The 15,634-nt window shown below is 46.6% G+C and carries 17 protein-coding genes and 1 tRNA gene; 8 read left to right on the top strand and 10 right to left on the bottom strand.

Translation table 11 applies throughout. From position 1 onward, the window contains the following. Positions 1-271 precede the first annotated feature (271 nt). Positions 272-1,321, bottom strand: coding sequence for a hypothetical protein (locus tag BZG77_RS00420; RefSeq protein WP_077645760.1), 1,050 nt, complete (start codon positions 1,319-1,321; stop codon positions 272-274). A gap of 920 nt (positions 1,322-2,241) precedes the next feature. Here BZG77_RS00420 and BZG77_RS00415 point away from each other — a divergent pair. The 5 genes from BZG77_RS00415 to BZG77_RS00395 all read left to right on the top strand — a co-directional run bounded on the left by BZG77_RS00415 (position 2,242) and on the right by BZG77_RS00395 (position 6,525). Next, positions 2,242-3,480 (top strand): site-specific integrase, encoded by a 1,239-nt coding sequence (locus BZG77_RS00415; protein WP_077645759.1) that lies wholly within the window; start codon positions 2,242-2,244, stop codon positions 3,478-3,480. Positions 3,481-3,516: 36 nt separating this feature from the next. Next, positions 3,517-4,413 carry a hypothetical protein gene (locus tag BZG77_RS00410; RefSeq protein ID WP_077645758.1) on the top strand — a complete coding sequence of 299 codons (897 nt, stop codon included), beginning with the start codon at positions 3,517-3,519 and terminating at the stop codon, positions 4,411-4,413. Between the two features lie 91 nt (positions 4,414-4,504). Then, positions 4,505-4,747: a helix-turn-helix transcriptional regulator gene (locus tag BZG77_RS00405; protein ID WP_074213514.1), complete on the top strand. Its 243-nt coding sequence runs from the start codon at positions 4,505-4,507 to the stop codon at positions 4,745-4,747. Further along, on the top strand, positions 4,740-5,003 hold the full coding sequence (locus BZG77_RS00400) for a hypothetical protein (protein WP_077645757.1): 264 nt from the start codon (positions 4,740-4,742) through the stop codon (positions 5,001-5,003). Before BZG77_RS00405 ends, BZG77_RS00400 begins: the two co-directional genes overlap by 8 nt. After that, on the top strand, positions 4,987-6,525 hold the full coding sequence (locus tag BZG77_RS00395; protein ID WP_077645756.1) for a replication endonuclease: 1,539 nt from the start codon (positions 4,987-4,989) through the stop codon (positions 6,523-6,525). The genes BZG77_RS00400 and BZG77_RS00395 overlap by 17 nt, the downstream gene beginning before the upstream one ends. A 496-nt stretch (positions 6,526-7,021) precedes the next feature. Here the strand turns inward: BZG77_RS00395 and BZG77_RS00390 are convergent, their stop codons facing one another. The 7 genes from BZG77_RS00390 to BZG77_RS00355 form a co-directional block, all read right to left on the bottom strand. Further along, the gene (locus tag BZG77_RS00390) at positions 7,022-7,459 is read right to left on the bottom strand and encodes a hypothetical protein (protein ID WP_198532365.1); all 438 of its coding nucleotides are present in this window, start codon (positions 7,457-7,459) and stop codon (positions 7,022-7,024) included. Between the two features lie 2 nt (positions 7,460-7,461). Then, positions 7,462-8,040 (bottom strand): TIR domain-containing protein, encoded by a 579-nt coding sequence (locus BZG77_RS00385; protein ID WP_077645755.1) that lies wholly within the window; start codon positions 8,038-8,040, stop codon positions 7,462-7,464. Between the two features lie 11 nt (positions 8,041-8,051). Then, entirely contained in the window at positions 8,052-8,630 is a 579-nt protein-coding gene (locus BZG77_RS00380) for a toll/interleukin-1 receptor domain-containing protein (protein WP_158011395.1), read from the bottom strand. 313 nt (positions 8,631-8,943) lie between these two features. Continuing rightward, positions 8,944-9,147, bottom strand: coding sequence for a hypothetical protein (locus BZG77_RS00370; protein WP_077645752.1), 204 nt, complete (start codon positions 9,145-9,147; stop codon positions 8,944-8,946). A 135-nt stretch (positions 9,148-9,282) separates the two neighbouring features. Continuing rightward, the gene (locus BZG77_RS14795) at positions 9,283-10,320 is read right to left on the bottom strand and encodes a TIR domain-containing protein (protein WP_158011394.1); all 1,038 of its coding nucleotides are present in this window, start codon (positions 10,318-10,320) and stop codon (positions 9,283-9,285) included. A gap of 523 nt (positions 10,321-10,843) precedes the next feature. Further along, positions 10,844-10,919: transfer RNA gene (locus tag BZG77_RS00360), tRNA-Ile, on the bottom strand. A gap of 156 nt (positions 10,920-11,075) precedes the next feature. Next, positions 11,076-11,318 (bottom strand): hypothetical protein, encoded by a 243-nt coding sequence (locus tag BZG77_RS00355; RefSeq protein ID WP_021022648.1) that lies wholly within the window; start codon positions 11,316-11,318, stop codon positions 11,076-11,078. Between the two features lie 322 nt (positions 11,319-11,640). Here BZG77_RS00355 and argF point away from each other — a divergent pair, with 322 nt between their 5' ends. The 3 genes from argF (at position 11,641) to pyrI (ending at position 14,271) form a co-directional block, all read left to right on the top strand. Beyond that, on the top strand, positions 11,641-12,648 hold the full coding sequence (gene argF / locus BZG77_RS00350; RefSeq protein ID WP_077645751.1) for an ornithine carbamoyltransferase: 1,008 nt from the start codon (positions 11,641-11,643) through the stop codon (positions 12,646-12,648). A gap of 214 nt (positions 12,649-12,862) precedes the next feature. Next, positions 12,863-13,807 carry an aspartate carbamoyltransferase gene (gene pyrB / locus BZG77_RS00345; protein ID WP_021022650.1) on the top strand — a complete coding sequence of 315 codons (945 nt, stop codon included), beginning with the start codon at positions 12,863-12,865 and terminating at the stop codon, positions 13,805-13,807. Then, positions 13,804-14,271, top strand: a complete 468-nt coding sequence (gene pyrI, locus BZG77_RS00340; RefSeq protein WP_021022651.1) for an aspartate carbamoyltransferase regulatory subunit — start codon at positions 13,804-13,806, stop codon at positions 14,269-14,271. The genes pyrB and pyrI overlap by 4 nt, the downstream gene beginning before the upstream one ends. 133 nt (positions 14,272-14,404) lie before the next feature. Here pyrI and sspB read toward each other — a convergent pair whose 3' ends face one another. After that, positions 14,405-14,929 (bottom strand): ClpXP protease specificity-enhancing factor, encoded by a 525-nt coding sequence (sspB, locus tag BZG77_RS00335; RefSeq protein WP_077459889.1) that lies wholly within the window; start codon positions 14,927-14,929, stop codon positions 14,405-14,407. Then, entirely contained in the window at positions 14,929-15,567 is a 639-nt protein-coding gene (gene sspA / locus BZG77_RS00330; RefSeq protein ID WP_021022653.1) for a stringent starvation protein SspA, read from the bottom strand. The genes sspB and sspA overlap by 1 nt, the downstream gene beginning before the upstream one ends. Positions 15,568-15,634: the final 67 nt, after the last annotated feature.

Genomic DNA, 15,634 nt, shown 5'->3' with positions numbered 1-15,634 from the left:
CCTCAAAGAGTATTTGATCTGCCTTATATGTTCCGAATGCGCCAATAAATAGAGCAGTTGTAGCCGATAAAAGCGGCTTCTTAAATTTCTTGTAAGAGTGGCCTGAAAGTGACTCTTTGCATTCGCTACAAACAATATTTTCACCAAACTCAATTTTGTTGTCTGTAGTGCAAGATGGACATTCGATCTGCATGAATTTCCTTAAAGCTTATAACGCCGTGCTCTGGGGCAAACCGGAGCGCAGCATAGGTTTGTCCCTAGCAGCACCTTGTTAGGCATTGTTTGCCTCCGCAGCAGCAATCGTTTGGTTTCCAAACGGACTCACTTCTAAGCCCGAATTATTAATCTCAACAATTAGTTTGGCAACGGCCTTGAAAGTTGACCGTATTTGTTCAACCCTTACATCCTGACCATCCAATTTGTCTATATCAAGATCCTTAAATGTATTTTCGATTCGAGAAATCCATTTAGAAATTTCTGGATCATTAGACTCAAGCATCGATTCAAACTCTTTAAATCCAATTACATCAAAATCTCTTGCATCGGATTCCGACTTACGAACCATCAACTCCCCGATTCCCGCTTGCCAGTCCCGATATATCCACGCCTCACGGATAGAAAGTCGTCGGGCAGACTGTTGCATTGTTTCCTTAATCAATTCATCTCGAAGTTGGTTACAATCAAGCTGAGCACATAAATAATCTGCACATTCCCTACAAAGATCGAATAAGTCTTGCTCACTGAGCTCTGTGGCTAGAGTAACACTCTTACTTTTAAGGAAGGATTTGTGCCTTTTTTCTAAAGCAATTGACAAATCAATAGATTTTTCGGGAGAGCATTCTAGCGACCATAATTCGACAAGACGTGTCAGCCTTTCAGTTTCCACATGAGGACCATCGGCAAGGGCAGACTCAAATACACGCATGGATTCTGATATAGATGCCTGTGACACGGCACCAACGGGCTTCATGTAAGACTGTTCTTTCTTAATCGCATAAACCCAGCCGATAAGAGATGCCAACCGATACAGTGTACTTTTATATTTGTAATCTTCGAAACCTGTTATTACTTCACTTCTTATTAAGAAATGAGCCCGTCCCTTAACATTAAATATTTCATTGAGCCTCCAAAACATGCTTTCGGCTGCGGCCGCCAAGGGCTCCGCATATTTTTTATACACATCTTGCGTACTTTTCGATTGATCACGTTTCTCCTTTAATTTTTGAAAAACGAAATCCTTCATAAAAATTCCGATCAATGTCACAATTGATGCTATTAGAGCAGCTTGTATTTTTACGTCCAATGTTTGAATCCAACTCATTCTTTATGTATGCCTAACATTGTATTAGCGCGCATACTCGATTTCGCAAAATCGTTATCCGCACCATTTTCTACCTAACCGAATGATCCCACCCGGATTTTTCCTCTTTAATCGATACGGCTCTTCCGCGAAAGTGTGCATGCCGCCTATCACTCCTCACGTATTCACACTATCCCCAAGCGTGAGTCTGTAAGCGTCTGACTAATAGGATCTTTTTGTCATCCGTTCTGAGATAGTGTGAATCTGTCACGGATAAACGCGCACGTTTTTGGCTGCATCTAACCGATAAGCTGGTTAACCGTCCAGTGTTTAGCCATGCTACCGCCGATCAGTTGTCGGCACCTAACACGCCATCGAGTTGGTAGATTTGAAGCTAGTGTATCAAGGGCTGTTTTGGTTTTCGTGCGCTATTGTCCAAAGTGTTAGATAAGCCATATTTTGTGAGATGGGTACAAGAAGTTACCTAGGGCACAGGGGGTTAGTCGTTTTGGTGGGCGTTTGTATAAGCAAGTGGAAAGAGGACTGCTAGCAGGATTGGAGTGTTGAGCATCTATCAGAGTTACTCCGCTGATTTTTTCTAATGCGAAAACGGGAGTTGTACCCGTTCCTTGTTTGACTAAGTGTTTGACTAAAAATCAGCAGGTACAAAAAAGGCGTAGTAGGTACTAACCTGCTACGCCTTGCTATGACTGGTGGCCCCTCCCAGACTTGAACTGGGGACCAATCGATTATGAGACGCTTTTTGGGTGTTTTTGCATGAATCGCAGTGAACAAAGAAGAACAATTTAACCCAATAATATCATGTATTTATATCGTTTTCTTTGTTTTTCCTTGTTCATCTAAATTCATGGAAGTATGATTGATTTGCTACATATATGCTACACAGAATCGATGGGTAGACACCAAGGACGCAAAGCATCATGCCTCTTAAAAAGAAGATCACCGCGAGCAGTATCAAACAGTTTTCGGTTGAGGATAAACGCATCAACGATACCGAGATTCATGGCTTTCATGCTCGTATCTCAGCAACGGGGCGCATTGTTTACTATCTCTACTACCGACATGATGGCAAACAGGTTAACTACAAGCTCGGAACAGCACACGACCTAACCCCAGCCCAAGCGCGTGACCTTGCTAAACAAAAGGCAGGTGACGTTGCCAAAGGGAACAACGTGCATGATGAAAGGAAGCAAGCACGCCAAGAAAGCCAACGCCGCAAACACCTCAAACTACCCGTTTACCTAGACGAGCGATACCTCCCCTACTTGCAAACCCGTAATCCGAAAACGGCCCAGCGTATTGTGAACCACATTAAAAGCCGCTTTGCGTTTTTGATGGATAAAGAGCTCGACCAAATTACCGCATGGGAAGTTGAGAAATGGCGAAGTGAGCAACGGAAAAAGGGTAAAGCTGCGTCGACAATTAATCACAGTGTGAACTCACTTAAAGGCGCATTATCTCGCGCCGTTGAATGGGGATTAATCGAATCACACGAACTGACCAAAGTGAAAGCCATCAAGGCCGACAATACCCGCCTACGCTATCTCACCGACATGGAAGAGAAGCGATTACGGCATGCTATCAAGCATCGAGACCAAGATATTCGCCTAGCTCGCCGTTCGGCCAATGAGCATCGGGCTATACGTAATTATTCGTTGTATCCGTGCTTAGATGATGTCACGTTCGTGGATTATGTAGAGCCTCTTATCCTGCTAGCTATCAACACAGGGCTACGCCGAGGCGAACTACTCAGCCTCGAATGGCGTGATATCTACTTTTCTGAACGCTATCTTCAAGTGCGCGGCGGGAATGCAAAATCAAAAGAAGGCCGCATAGTACCACTCAACAATGAGGCCTATAACACACTGGCAAGCTGGCGAGAGCAAAACCCCGAGGCCACCTACCTCTTTGAGGGCAAAAACGGCCAACCGCTTACCGACGTTAAAAAGCCGTGGGGAACCGTATTAGGGCTTGCAAATATTGAAGGTTTTAACTTCCACGACCTCCGACATCATTTTGCCAGTAAGCTCGTGATGGCAGGCGTCGATCTCAATACCGTTCGGGAGCTACTAGGCCACGCCGACCTAAAAATGACGTTAAGATATGCCCACCTAGCACCAGAGCATAAGGCTGCGGCTGTTAGCCTTATTGGTGGCTAATAGATGTTAATTGGAATAACAGATAAAGAGTATTAGATGCAAAACCGTCGCTTTTACCGCCTAGATGAAATCCACGATGTCACCCCTATCACCAAAGGCGACCTATTGGCCGCTGTCGAGCAAGGGGAGCTTTCCCTGTGCGCATGGGTAGATGAAAAATCGATGGGAGCGATGCTTGCGGCCGAAGAGGGCCATAGGCTTGCACTGGCAAACCTGTTCGCCTACAAGGGCGTAATAGGCCTAACACAAGACCAGTCAATAGCCTGTGTTCATTCAAAAACCGCCCCTATTCGTCACGCCCAAATATTGGAACCTGACCAAGTAAGCCACTGGCGGGAGGTCAAAAACGATTTCCCAGACGCCGAGAACGGCCCATTTTCTCGGGTATCCTCCCTGCCCCAAAGGCCTATGGCCCCCTTTATGGCCTATGGGGCCATAGGCACCAAGGCGACCTATGGACAAGAAGCTAGGCAACTGGCCCAAGCAGGCCCAGAGGAATGGAATCGTCAGGGATTTTCAGGCCTATGGGACGCCCTAGCCAAAACAGGTAGGGCGTTAGAGGCCAAGCCATTGGCGATAGATACTGACCAATTACGGTTTGATTTTCAGGCCGTCAATGCCGCCTTTGGCCTACGCCCTGAGGGCGAAACAGGCCGAAGCATTTCTGTCCCTGATATGAGCAAAATTGAAACCAACCCCTTCAAAATCATGATTCGAAAAGTATTGGCAGGGGATCGAGACGCTGACGCTCTCAAGGTATGGTATGCCGTTAGGCGAGATCATGAAAACAACGCTCACCAGATTGACGAAGACGGCATCATTTCGGAAATAAACCGTGACGATATCAAATGGTTTGGCCGAGGAGATAAGATGAGAAGGTTGAGTTACAAAACCTTCTGCAACTACGTCTCAGCGGTACGTAAAATGCTTTAGCTAAAAACTCTCCCAACCAGCGTCCCAACCAGCGTCCCAAGCTAGTTGGGACGGTTACGGTATCTCCCAACGAACACACGGAGATATCGTTATGCACACTGAACACACCCAAAAACGCGCATACACAGAACAAGAAACCGCTGCTTATATCGGCATGAGCCGTTCTTTCCTGCGTCAATCACGCATGGAGGGCCACCGACTCAACCGCACCGAAGCGCCACCATTTATCAAAATTGGCCGAGCGGTACGTTACCTAAAAGAAGATTTGGATAACTGGTTAGATCAGCACCGCAAACAGGCACACCTCAGCTACGGAGAGCGTGAGCATGCCTAAGCTGAATAAACATCAACAATCGGTTATCCGTGCGATGCAAGCGGGGCATTGGTTTGAGCTATGTGCCGATTATCGCGTCAATCAGGCCGGATACATTGGCTCAACAGGGTTTGATATGAAATTAAACCCACGCACTGTCTTTAAGCTTTATCGAGAAAAGCTCATCACGTACCGAACCACCTACTCCTACGGTATCAAGTGGTATGTTTTTGAGCTCACACCAGCAGGGAGGGCATTGGATGATAGCCATTCCTGAAACTGAATTTGCTCAAATTGACTGGGATGATAAGGCGTTCGTCAAAGAGCGCCTTTGCCGCTTGCCGGATAAAGCGCAAAAAATCCTGTTCAAACACTATCGCGCCATTTCCAACAAGCAAGCGCGAAACACCTACCTACGCGAGCTCACCGACAGCCTGATGAGCAAGCTCACCGTGTCGCCCGAAAAGCTAAATCTCAATATCTCAGAAGACGCCTTGCGAGAAGAAGCGGAAAACCTTGTTGATTCCGCACTGGCGATTAGGCGTGAATTAATGGGGGACGAACAGCAAACAATCGCAACCCTTCACGCCCTTTGTACCAGCTTTGGCGTGCTGCCTCCCGATGAGGAAAAATACACCCTAGAAGGTCGGCTGCGTCGTATGTCCGATAAATCATGGTGGCTGCGCAAGCTGCGAAAAGCCCAGCGTAAGAACATTGAAACCGTGATGCGACACCTCAATGAGGTAAACCGTCGCAAGTCTATCTACTGCTCCGAAGAAACCCTAAGCGCCCGCGCTTCTCAAAAGTTTCACCAAGAGCAATACCTTGCGAACACGACTGTTACCAATCAACTAGGGCAAAGCTTTAGCCTGCTGGAGTTATCGAAAAAGGGCGTTGCTGATCCGAAAATTCGCAAAACCGAGCTCATGGTGAGGGCGCGAGGCTTTGAAGACCTAGCCAATGAGCTCGGCCATGTGGCGACCTTTCTCACTATTACTTGCCCGTCTAAATACCACCGCAGCTATGCGACAACGGGCGATGAAAACCCGAAATGGGGAGGCTATACGCCTGCTGAGGCTCAGGATTACCTCAATGATATTTGGAAACTTATGCGTGCCAAGCTACAGCGCGAGGAAGTGCGATTCTATGGCTTTCGCGTTGTGGAGCCACAGCACGACGGTACACCCCATTGGCATTTATTGTTGTTCGTCGAACCTGCGCATTACGACACCCTCATCACTACCATGAGAGATTACGCTTTACGGGAAGATGGCGACGAAACAGGCGCCGAGCAGCACCGCTTTACGGAAGTAAAGATTGACCCTAACAAGGGCTCAGCGACGGGGTATATCGCGAAATACATCTCAAAAAACATCGACGGTGATCATCTTGATGCAGGTATCTACGGTGAAGACCCGAAATGTGCAGCGGCGCGCGTCGATGCATGGGCGGCATGCTGGAGCATTCGCCAATTTCAACAACTGGGAGGGTGTTCGGTGACGGTTTGGCGTGAATTACGCCGCTTAAAGGCAATGATGGCAGAAAGTCAGCTAGTGCAAGATATCCACGACGCAGCCGACAAAGGCAACTGGAAAAGCTTTACAGATCTGATGGGTGGCGTATTCTGCAAGCGCACAGAGCAAGCTATAGCCCCTCATTATGAGCTGGCTTTTGATACTGATACAGGCGTGGTGAAAACGTCCATGTATAGCGAAGACGAGCTTTTAAATGTGCTTAAAGGCATCTCAGCAGGCGGAAAGGCCATCATCACCCGCACCAACGAATGGCATCTGTCTTGAAGACAGATGCGCTTTTACTTGGAGTTCTGTGAATAACTGTATTTTTGGAAGTTTGATATGTTTAGCGTCAAAGTAGCTTTGAAAAGCTGCTCGATATGAGATGAAAATCTAACCAAAAATTAATTTTCGATTCTTTCATATTGATATATTTTATYGTTCGTTATATTCCTGCCATATAACGAACTACGCCAACAGAATCATTGCATACTCAAGTTGATGAGTACCGGTGAATACCATTTGCATAGAGCCTGTTAATACGGCGGGCACCTTGATGCCTCCTAACAAATTAGACACTGCAACCGCACAATGTCATCAGGGCCATGACGTGAGTCAGTAAAAAGCCGAATGTAGAGCGGCAGTCCAAACCAAACTCAATACGCTTCACGGATGCTTGACGAACGGGGGAATCCACGTAGCCCGCATTTGCGAATGGTTTGGAGCACAGCGATAAACCAGTCCGGCAACATGCGTTTGTTAAGCGCCAAACCTTAGTGCGCTAAAGTACGAGTTCTTTAGCCAAATAAACCATTACTCCGAGGCACACGTAAAACCCCCACACAGAAAACGATTTTAATGCAGCTATTTGATGATTTGTCATATTCCCTTTTGCCACAACAGAATATAGATCCTCTGAACAAATCCTTTGTTCATGAAGCTTACCAATAAATTCGTTGTAGGAATCTCTAAATGCTTTTTCGAGCGCCAAATAATATGAATCTAGGGCCAAGAATAGCAAAATAGGCAGTAACGCTATAAATGCATATTCTGGCTTGCTTTTGTCGGCAACCAAAACCAGTATCGCTGACACGATCGTGATACACCACGTCTTTGATGCTGTACTATTTGCAGCCATCCGATTAATTACGCCCTGCATAATTTGCAGGTGAGCTTGAACCGATGGTGATTCTTCGGTTAGTACGTTTGGGTTCGACATTGCTATATCCAACTCGCGAAGTTATTGTATCCGTTATCAGACACCCAATCATATACGTTAAAAAAGTTACCGAGATTGTAACCATTTCCTCTATATTTTTGAGCGACTTCAACTCGATAAGATGCAGATCCATCAATTTTATCGTATTTCACCCAGTTTTCATTTATTTTCTCCCATAGAGTGGCTGTCAAACCAGAATCAGAAAAGGTAACCCCTACATACTCTAATGGGTTTGGCCCCTTTATTTTAGTCTGTTGGCTCCTGCATTTTATTGAATTTACATGAACGCCAATGATATTATTCCCCCTTTTGAAGCTTTTCAGGATTTCGTATCTTACCCACGGTCGCTCATACGTCTGGCTGCCTATTAGAACACACGTATTCGAAGTCCTTTCTAAGCCAGAATTTATTAGTCTTTTGAGCGCAACGTCACCTTGTTTTTTTGCGCTCTCCCATATTGAAGCATCGTGATAACCAGCTATTTCACGGCTAAGCTTAAACCTCCAATGGTTTCTAACAACATTAGCCCTAAACTCAGCAACGTCTTTATAATGAAAGCTGAAAAACACCCTCTTTGCCATATATTTCCTCACTATTTGAAAACTTTTGGGTTTTCTCCTCGCATCCAGCCATCTAAATTAACCCATTCGTTCGATCTTTTGTGGACATAGAATTTATCCATAGTCAGATCCAAGTAGGGATACATGCCTAAATACTCTCTACCTTCAAATTGCTCGTCATCTCCGACTATTGGCGCAACAGAGACTCGACCAGTTTTTGCATCCATGTATCCAAGTTCCCAAGGCATCCAAAGGGATTTTTCCGCTGACGGCGATGTCAAATAGATTAGTGAGGAGCAACTGTTCATTCTATTTCGAAGAACTGCTGCAGTTTCGGGGGACACTTCACCACGATCTAGATGGTTATCTTCTATCCAGTCCACATAGACGCTGTAACCACTCTCTTCTAGCAACTCTTTTACTATTTTCACCACTCTCGCATCATCGAAGGAATGTGAGAGAAAAATGTCATAGCTTTCAGCAAACGAGAACGATTTAGCTGATTCTTCGAGCTTCTTCTTCGCGAACCCCCTCTCTCCCGCCTCGTCGATAAGGTATGCTTGACGGTTATTGTAGACGTTTAATAGTTGTGATTTTTTGAGTAGAGCCAATTGTATTCCCTAATATTCCTAACCCTTACCAAGCAGCTTAACGCCTTTGGAAGGGGAAAATTTGTGGCGAAGCCTCGCTTAAATTTGTCCCGCTTGCCAAACTTGTTAAGCCTCTGGTTCTTGCACGGGCCATTTTTTGAAAGCAAAGACCCACATAAAAATTATGTTTAGGAGTGGAACGAGAGACATTATCGCCCACCATTTATTAAAACCAGCTTTCCCTACGATGCGTGCGATTAACAGTGTCCAAGCTACGCTAAGGCCAAGCATGATAAGAATTATTATTATTTGCCAAATGCTAATGCCACCCATGCTATGCCTCCTTGCCATTTGGCCATTTTCTATAACCTAGAACTAGCGCTACTACTAAGACGCCAACACCAAAAGGTGGGATAAGTACAAGAAGCGAACCCCAAGGACTAAAGCCTGCTTTCTTGAATATTTTCCATAGTGGAGGGATAAAAATAATAGCGGCTACAATCAACCGTACTATTTCATCTGCGAACATTTGTTCCATGAGGTCTCCTTTGAGGCTTAACGTCCAATTAAGGTATGAAGCACGCGACCACGATACTTGATTTGATCACTGTAAACACTAAACTCAACCCAAACCAAAAATGCCAAGCGTGCTGAATCACTCTTAAATTGCTTATTAGGCATTATCTGCAAAAAGATTAACTCTCTCGGTTATAAACTGTGCAACGCTGTTTTCGTCGTGGTAGGTTGCATCTATATAGCCATCAATAGAAAACACGCCTTCAACATTTGCATTATCAAAATTTATAAACATAACCTTATCATCTTCCTTATGTTTGATTATGTCTCTAATAGCTCTCCATTCTAAGCCACACCACTGCTTTTTGATGTAGTCTTCACACAGAAAAACAACTACTAGATCAGCCTGATCTCGATAAATGCTCTGCAAATATGTATCCAGATTAGGTCTTGCTAATTGAGATTGATAATCGAAGTCATAGAAAATAGAGTCAGTGCCGAAGACTCGTTTTAGCTTTTCAACGACATTGGCGACATATGGTCTTTTTTCTCCAGGAAAAGATAATGCAACTTTAAAATTAATGTCTTCAAGTTTGGTGGTGGATTTATCTATTTTTTGAATAATTTCGTTTTCCAGAAGGTCTTCGAGTGCCATTAATGAAAGTGTAAATGGGTCTATGTCAATACGAGCAAGGTCTGCACTGTTAGGTCTAATTTTAGAAATAAAATAAAGCAGATAGTGGAGCCAAATAGATGCATTTGCAGTATTGTGAGTACAAACAGGCTTGCCTTCAGGGTTACTCATGCCTTCTTCTACAAGCTCTTCAAGCTGCTTACTTTTAATTTTCTCTCTCTCTTTTTCAGAGAACAGTGCGCCAGCCCTGTTTGCCATACGAATAAATAAATGGCAAGTTTCGCCTTCTAGAAGTGAATAAGCAGATAGTTCAGCACCAAGTACACCCCAAATTTCATGCCTATTAATCACATCTATTGTAAGTTTATGGGTATCAGACATTACCCCATAGTATTGCCAAAGCATTATTATATGATTTTGTTTATCAAACTGTCGCTCATTAACAATTTTGTTCTTTTTTCTATAGACAGTACTTAGCTTCAAATCATGAAACTTATTTGCTTGTTCTTCAAAGGCCGCAATGAGCCGTTTTATCTCATTCTTCTTTTTTCTGATAGCCATTGATACCTCTTAAAATCAGATGATATAAGTCGGATGCCTAACATTGTACTAGTGCGTATGCGTGATTTCCCAAAACCATTATACGCACTCTTTTAATCATCCGTTCTGGGATAGTGTGAATCGATCACGGATAAACGTGCACGCATTTGGTTGTATCTAGTAGATAAGCTGGTTAAGCATTCAGTGTTTAGCCATGCTACCGCCGATCAGTTGTCGGCACCTAACACGCCATCGAGTTGGTAGATTTGGGGCTAGTGTATCAGGGGCTGTTTTGGTTTTCGTGCGCTGTTATCCAAAATGTTAGATGGCACATGTTTTGTGATATGGGTACAAAAGACGGTCTATTCGAAAGCTGTGCTCAAGCAAGCTATCACTGATATCGAACCTGAGAATGGGTATGGCAGGTGGGGAGTGCGAATCAACAGGACCTTTTATGGCGATTCATTTGCTACATATGTGCTACACAGCAAAATAAAAAGCAAAAGGCCTGAGTAGTTACTAACCTCTCAGGCCTTTCTATGACTGGTGGCCCCTCCCAGACTTGAACTGGGGACCAATCGATTATGAGTCGACTGCTCTAACCACTGAGCTAAGGGGCCGAGTGGATTGGGATTATAGGGGAAGGCAAACAGGGTGTCTAGTTGTAAGGGGGGTCAATTCAGTATGGTTTTTGAGCACTTAGCGCAGTGGTGGCAAAACAAGCGCCGCCAGTGTGACGGCACTCATGCTTTACTTACTGAGTTCTGTGACACCACTTACTGCATGGCGGGGTCTTCGCTGTTGTCATCGGCGGGCCAGGTTTCTTCTTCCGGTGGCCAGGCGCTGTTGTCGTCTTCTGGTATTGGCTGGGTGTCGCAATCCGTGCCACCTTCAGGGCAAGTCACCGCTGGCTGGCCGTCTGCAGGCTGCATCGGCTCGTCATTCGCCATTGCCGGGCCCGCTAGGCCAACTATCATCATCAGTGCGCTCAGAGTCAGTGCTTGGTTGTGTGTTTTCATGGTGTTCTCCTTCCTAATAGTGTCGTTGCCCTTGAGGACAGAAACACTATCTCGCACTCGTCGCACTGCCCTGTCATTCCCTCGCTATAAGGCGGTAAAAGGATTGTGTCGTTTGTCGCCAATTTATCAGCTTTGTCAGTCCTTGATTAAATCCCCCTCCTGCGGTCAGAAAACCTTCAAAACGGTGTGTTAATGATTAATTGATAGCCTTTAATCTCGGTTTTGTCGCTTGCATCTTGTTGACACGCGCTTTACCATCAAAGAATAATTAAACACAAATATCGATTTAATATTCAATTTAGCGCGTCATTTAGGGATAAATATGAAAAGCGACCTCTACCAGCAATCACTGCTCACCTTACTCGACTTGTCACCTCAGCAAATCCACGATCTGATTGATGATGCCGCCGCCCTTAAAGCGGCCAAAGCCCGTGGTGAGGAAACTCCACAGCTAACGGGCAAAAACATCGCGCTGATTTTTGAGAAAACCTCAACCCGCACCCGCTGTGCGTTTGAAGTGGCGGCGTTTGATCAAGGCGCACAAGTTACGTATCTCGGCCCCAGCGGCAGCCAAATTGGCCATAAAGAGACCATGAAGGACACCGCGCGGGTGTTAGGGAGAATGTACGATGGCATTCAGTATCGTGGGTTTGGTCAAGAGGTGGTGGAAACCTTAGCCGCCCATGCTGGTGTGCCGGTGTGGAATGGCCTTACCGATGACTTTCACCCCACTCAAGTGCTGGCGGATTTACTCACCATGCAAGCGCACAGTGACAAGCCGCTCAATCAAATCGCCTTTGCGTATGTGGGTGATGCGCGCAATAACATGGGCAATTCGTTGATGGTGGGCGCGGCCAAAATGGGGATGGATTTACGCTTGATTGGTCCTAAAGCCTATTGGCCTGAGGCGGATTTGATTGCCACCTGCCAAGATATTGCCGCCAGTACTGGAGCAACGATCACACTCACGGAAGATACGGCGGCGGTGAAAGGCTGTGATTTTATTTATACCGACATCTGGGTGTCGATGGGCGAGCCAGAATCGGTTTGGGCACAGCGGGTGGCGGATCTCACCCCTTATCAAGTCAACCCCGGTTTGATAGCCGCCACCGAGAACTCAGATGCCAAGTTCATGCACTGCTTGCCCGCGTTTCATAATGACGAGACCGGCGTGGGTAAACAAATTGCCGATCAATACGGGCTCAATGGCCTGGAAGTGACCGACGCGGTATTTGAATCGGCGCAGTCGATCGTCTTTGATCAAGCCGAGAACCGCCTCCATACCATCAAGGCTGTGATGATTGCCACACTCGTCAAAGCAAGCGCGTAAACGATTGCACTTTTGCTTGCACAGCACAAATAGGGGCGTATAATTCGGCCAGATTTCACTACACGGCCAGAAATTATGTTGGTTATTCCACCCACAAACAGCGATTTATCCGCCCCATCGCGGGACGGCATTCGCATTGGTCGTGATCGTAAAAGCCTCCGTTTCGGAGGTTTTTTTTTGCCTGTAGCACACTGCAAAGAAAGGGACTCGCGTTATGGCCAATACGCTTTATCACAAACATATTATTTCCATTCCCGAGCTCAGCCGCGACGAGCTAGAGTTAATCGTTGCCACGGCGGGCGAACTTAAAGCTCGCCCGAACCCGACGCTGTTAAAAAATAAAGTGATTGCTAGCTGCTTTTTTGAAGCGTCAACTCGCACGCGGTTATCGTTTGAAACCGCGATTCAGCGCCTTGGCGGCTCGGTAATTGGCTTTCCCGACGGCGGCAATACCTCGTCAGGCAAAAAAGGCGAAACCTTGGCCGATTCGGTCCGTGTGATTTCTTCTTACGTTGATGGCTTTGTCATGCGTCACCCAAAAGAAGGCGCTGCGCGATTAGCGTCTGAGTTTTCTGAAGGCGTACCGGTGGTGAACGGTGGCGACGGCGCGAATCAGCATCCGACTCAAACCTTGCTCGATTTGTTCTCGATTTACGAAACCCAGGGCCGCTTGGATAACTTAAATATCGCCATGGTGGGAGATCTCAAATATGGCCGTACCGTGCATTCGCTGACCCAGGCGTTATCAAAGTTCGAGGGCAACCGCTTCTTTTACATCGCCCCGGATGCACTCGCCATGCCAGAGCATCTACTTGATGAGCTTGCCGCGGGCGGCCACCCTTATAGCCTACACAGTAGCATTAGCGATGTGGTGCCAGAGCTCGATGTTTTGTATATGACGCGTGTGCAGAAAGAGCGTTTTGATGAGTCAGAATACGCCCACATTAAATCAGCGTTTATTTTAAGTGCCGGCATGCTGCGTGATGCCAAGCCGAATATGAAGGTGATGCATCCGCTGCCACGCGTGGATGAAATTACCGTTGATGTCGATAAAACCCCGCACGCGTATTACTTTGAGCAAGCAGAAAATGGGGTGTATGCCCGAGAGGCTCTACTCGCGCTGGTATTAAATGAACAGGTTGAAGGAGTTGCAAAATGAGCACGGATAATAAACTACAAGTCGAAGCGATCTGCCACGGCACTGTGATTGATCATATCCCCGCGCACATTGGCTTTAAGATCTTAAACCTGTTTCAAATGCATGGTAGCGATCAGCGGATCACCATTGGTTTGAATCTGCCTTCGTCGGCGCTCGGCAGTAAAGATTTGATCAAAATCGAGAACGTGGTGATCAGCGAAGATCAAGCCAGTCAGCTTGCCCTGTACGCGCCACAGGCAACGGTGAATCAAATTGAAGATTATCAAGTGGTCGCCAAGCTGCCGCTGACATTGCCTGAGGTGATTCAAGGGGTGTTTAGCTGCCCAAACTCTAACTGCATTACCCATGGCGAGCCGGCTGTCGATAGCTCATTCCGAGTGCTCACGGAGGCCGACGATGTGAAGCTCTGCTGCAAGTACTGTGAGAAGGTATTCTCACGCGAGATCATGACCGAGCGTCACTAGTCCTCTCTGTCTAGCCCTAGTGCGAGGGCGCTCGGTTTCGGGCGCGCTTGCACTGCGCCTGCCGCGCGCGTAACACATAAAAAAACCAGCATCGAGATGCTGGTTTTTTGTCATCGTTTAACCTGCCAAGTGGTTATTTCACCACGGTAAGCGTCGGCTTGCCTTTTTTACTCGGCGCCGCTGGCGCTTCTGGTTCGTCATCTGCCTGTGGCAGTGCGTCTGGATCGTCAACACTGTCAACAGAGACAAGCGATGGCTCGTCCTCTTCGGTCGGTGCCGGCTCGAACGTCTCGTCCTCGAACATCTCGTCATCAGCGTTGGCGTAGGCAGGCTCCATTTCAAACATGGTCCCGGCGCCATTTTCACGCGCATACAGTGCAAGCACGGCTGCCATTGGCACCATCACTTGCTGCGGTTTACCGCCAAAGCGCGCGTTAAAGCACACATGCTCGTTACTGAGTTCAAGATTACCGACTGCTCGAGGGGCGATGTTCAGTACAATTTGCCCGTCTTTGACGTAATCAAACGGTACTTGCGTCCCTGGTAAGGTCGCATCGACCACAATGTGTGGCGTAAGATCGTTGTCCAGTAACCAGTCGTAAAACGCCCGAACCAAATAAGGACGGCGCGGTGTCATGGCAAATTCAGATGTAGACATTATTGACCTGTTAGTCGCATTTCACGTTCAGCTTCTGTCAGTGAGGCGAGAAACGAATCACGCTCAAACAGACGCGTCATGTAGTCTTTGACTTGCTTTGAGCCCTGACCGGTCAGTTCAATACCCAGTGCAGGTAAACGCCATAAAAGTGGCGCTAAGTAGCAATCAACAAGGCTAAATTCTTCACTTAAGAAGTAAGGATCTTCGGCAAAGACAGGCGCCAGAGCCAGGAGCTCTTCACGTAATTGCTTACGGGCTTTATCCGCCTCATCCGCACTGCCCTGCATGATCTGATCCACCAAGGTATACCAGTTACGCTTAATGCGATACATCATCAAGCGGCTTTGTGCACGCGCGACAGGATAAACCGGCATCAATGGCGGGTGAGGGAAACGCTCATCCAAGTATTCCATGATGATGTCTGCGTTATACAGCGCTAACTCACGGTCAATCAAGGTTGGAACAGAGTTATAAGGATTTAAGTCAACCAGATCTTCTGGCAGATTATTCGGATCCACCAGCTCGATTTCTACACTGACACCTTTCTCTGCGAGGACGATGCGTACCTGATGACTATATAAATCAGATGCGTCAGAGAATAACGTCATCACCGAGCGTTTATTGGCAGCAACAGCCATCAACCCCTCCAGGATGTTCAATATCAATAGAAAGCAATGGGGACTMMAAGYCCCCATTGCGGATTAG

The organism is Salinivibrio sp. IB643, from assembly GCF_001996105.1.
GTDB classification, from domain to species: Bacteria; Pseudomonadota; Gammaproteobacteria; order Enterobacterales; family Vibrionaceae; genus Salinivibrio; species Salinivibrio costicola.
Note: the sequence above shows the minus strand (reverse complement) of the source record. Positions and strands in the feature narration are given on the sequence as shown.

Bases quoted from the DNA above. Each gene is read 5' to 3' on its own strand.
- BZG77_RS14795 (WP_158011394.1), bottom strand. From the start codon at position 10,320: ATGGCTATCAGAAAAAAGAAGAATGAGATAAAACGGCTCATTGCGGCC.
- pyrB (WP_021022650.1), top strand. From the start codon at position 12,863: ATGGCCAATACGCTTTATCACAAACATATTATTTCCATTCCCGAGCTC.
- sspB (WP_077459889.1), bottom strand. From the start codon at position 14,929: ATGTCTACATCTGAATTTGCCATGACACCGCGCCGTCCTTATTTGGTT.
- BZG77_RS00395 (WP_077645756.1), top strand. From the start codon at position 4,987: ATGATAGCCATTCCTGAAACTGAATTTGCTCAAATTGACTGGGATGAT.
- BZG77_RS00420 (WP_077645760.1), bottom strand. From the start codon at position 1,321: ATGAGTTGGATTCAAACATTGGACGTAAAAATACAAGCTGCTCTAATA.
- BZG77_RS00370 (WP_077645752.1), bottom strand. From the start codon at position 9,147: ATGGAACAAATGTTCGCAGATGAAATAGTACGGTTGATTGTAGCCGCT.
- BZG77_RS00410 (WP_077645758.1), top strand. From the start codon at position 3,517: ATGCAAAACCGTCGCTTTTACCGCCTAGATGAAATCCACGATGTCACC.
- BZG77_RS00400 (WP_077645757.1), top strand. From the start codon at position 4,740: ATGCCTAAGCTGAATAAACATCAACAATCGGTTATCCGTGCGATGCAA.
- BZG77_RS00405 (WP_074213514.1), top strand. From the start codon at position 4,505: ATGCACACTGAACACACCCAAAAACGCGCATACACAGAACAAGAAACC.
- BZG77_RS00355 (WP_021022648.1), bottom strand. From the start codon at position 11,318: ATGAAAACACACAACCAAGCACTGACTCTGAGCGCACTGATGATGATA.
- pyrI (WP_021022651.1), top strand. From the start codon at position 13,804: ATGAGCACGGATAATAAACTACAAGTCGAAGCGATCTGCCACGGCACT.
- BZG77_RS00385 (WP_077645755.1), bottom strand. From the start codon at position 8,040: ATGGCAAAGAGGGTGTTTTTCAGCTTTCATTATAAAGACGTTGCTGAG.
- sspA (WP_021022653.1), bottom strand. From the start codon at position 15,567: ATGGCTGTTGCTGCCAATAAACGCTCGGTGATGACGTTATTCTCTGAC.
- argF (WP_077645751.1), top strand. From the start codon at position 11,641: ATGAAAAGCGACCTCTACCAGCAATCACTGCTCACCTTACTCGACTTG.
- BZG77_RS00390 (WP_198532365.1), bottom strand. From the start codon at position 7,459: ATGTCGAACCCAAACGTACTAACCGAAGAATCACCATCGGTTCAAGCT.
- BZG77_RS00415 (WP_077645759.1), top strand. From the start codon at position 2,242: ATGCCTCTTAAAAAGAAGATCACCGCGAGCAGTATCAAACAGTTTTCG.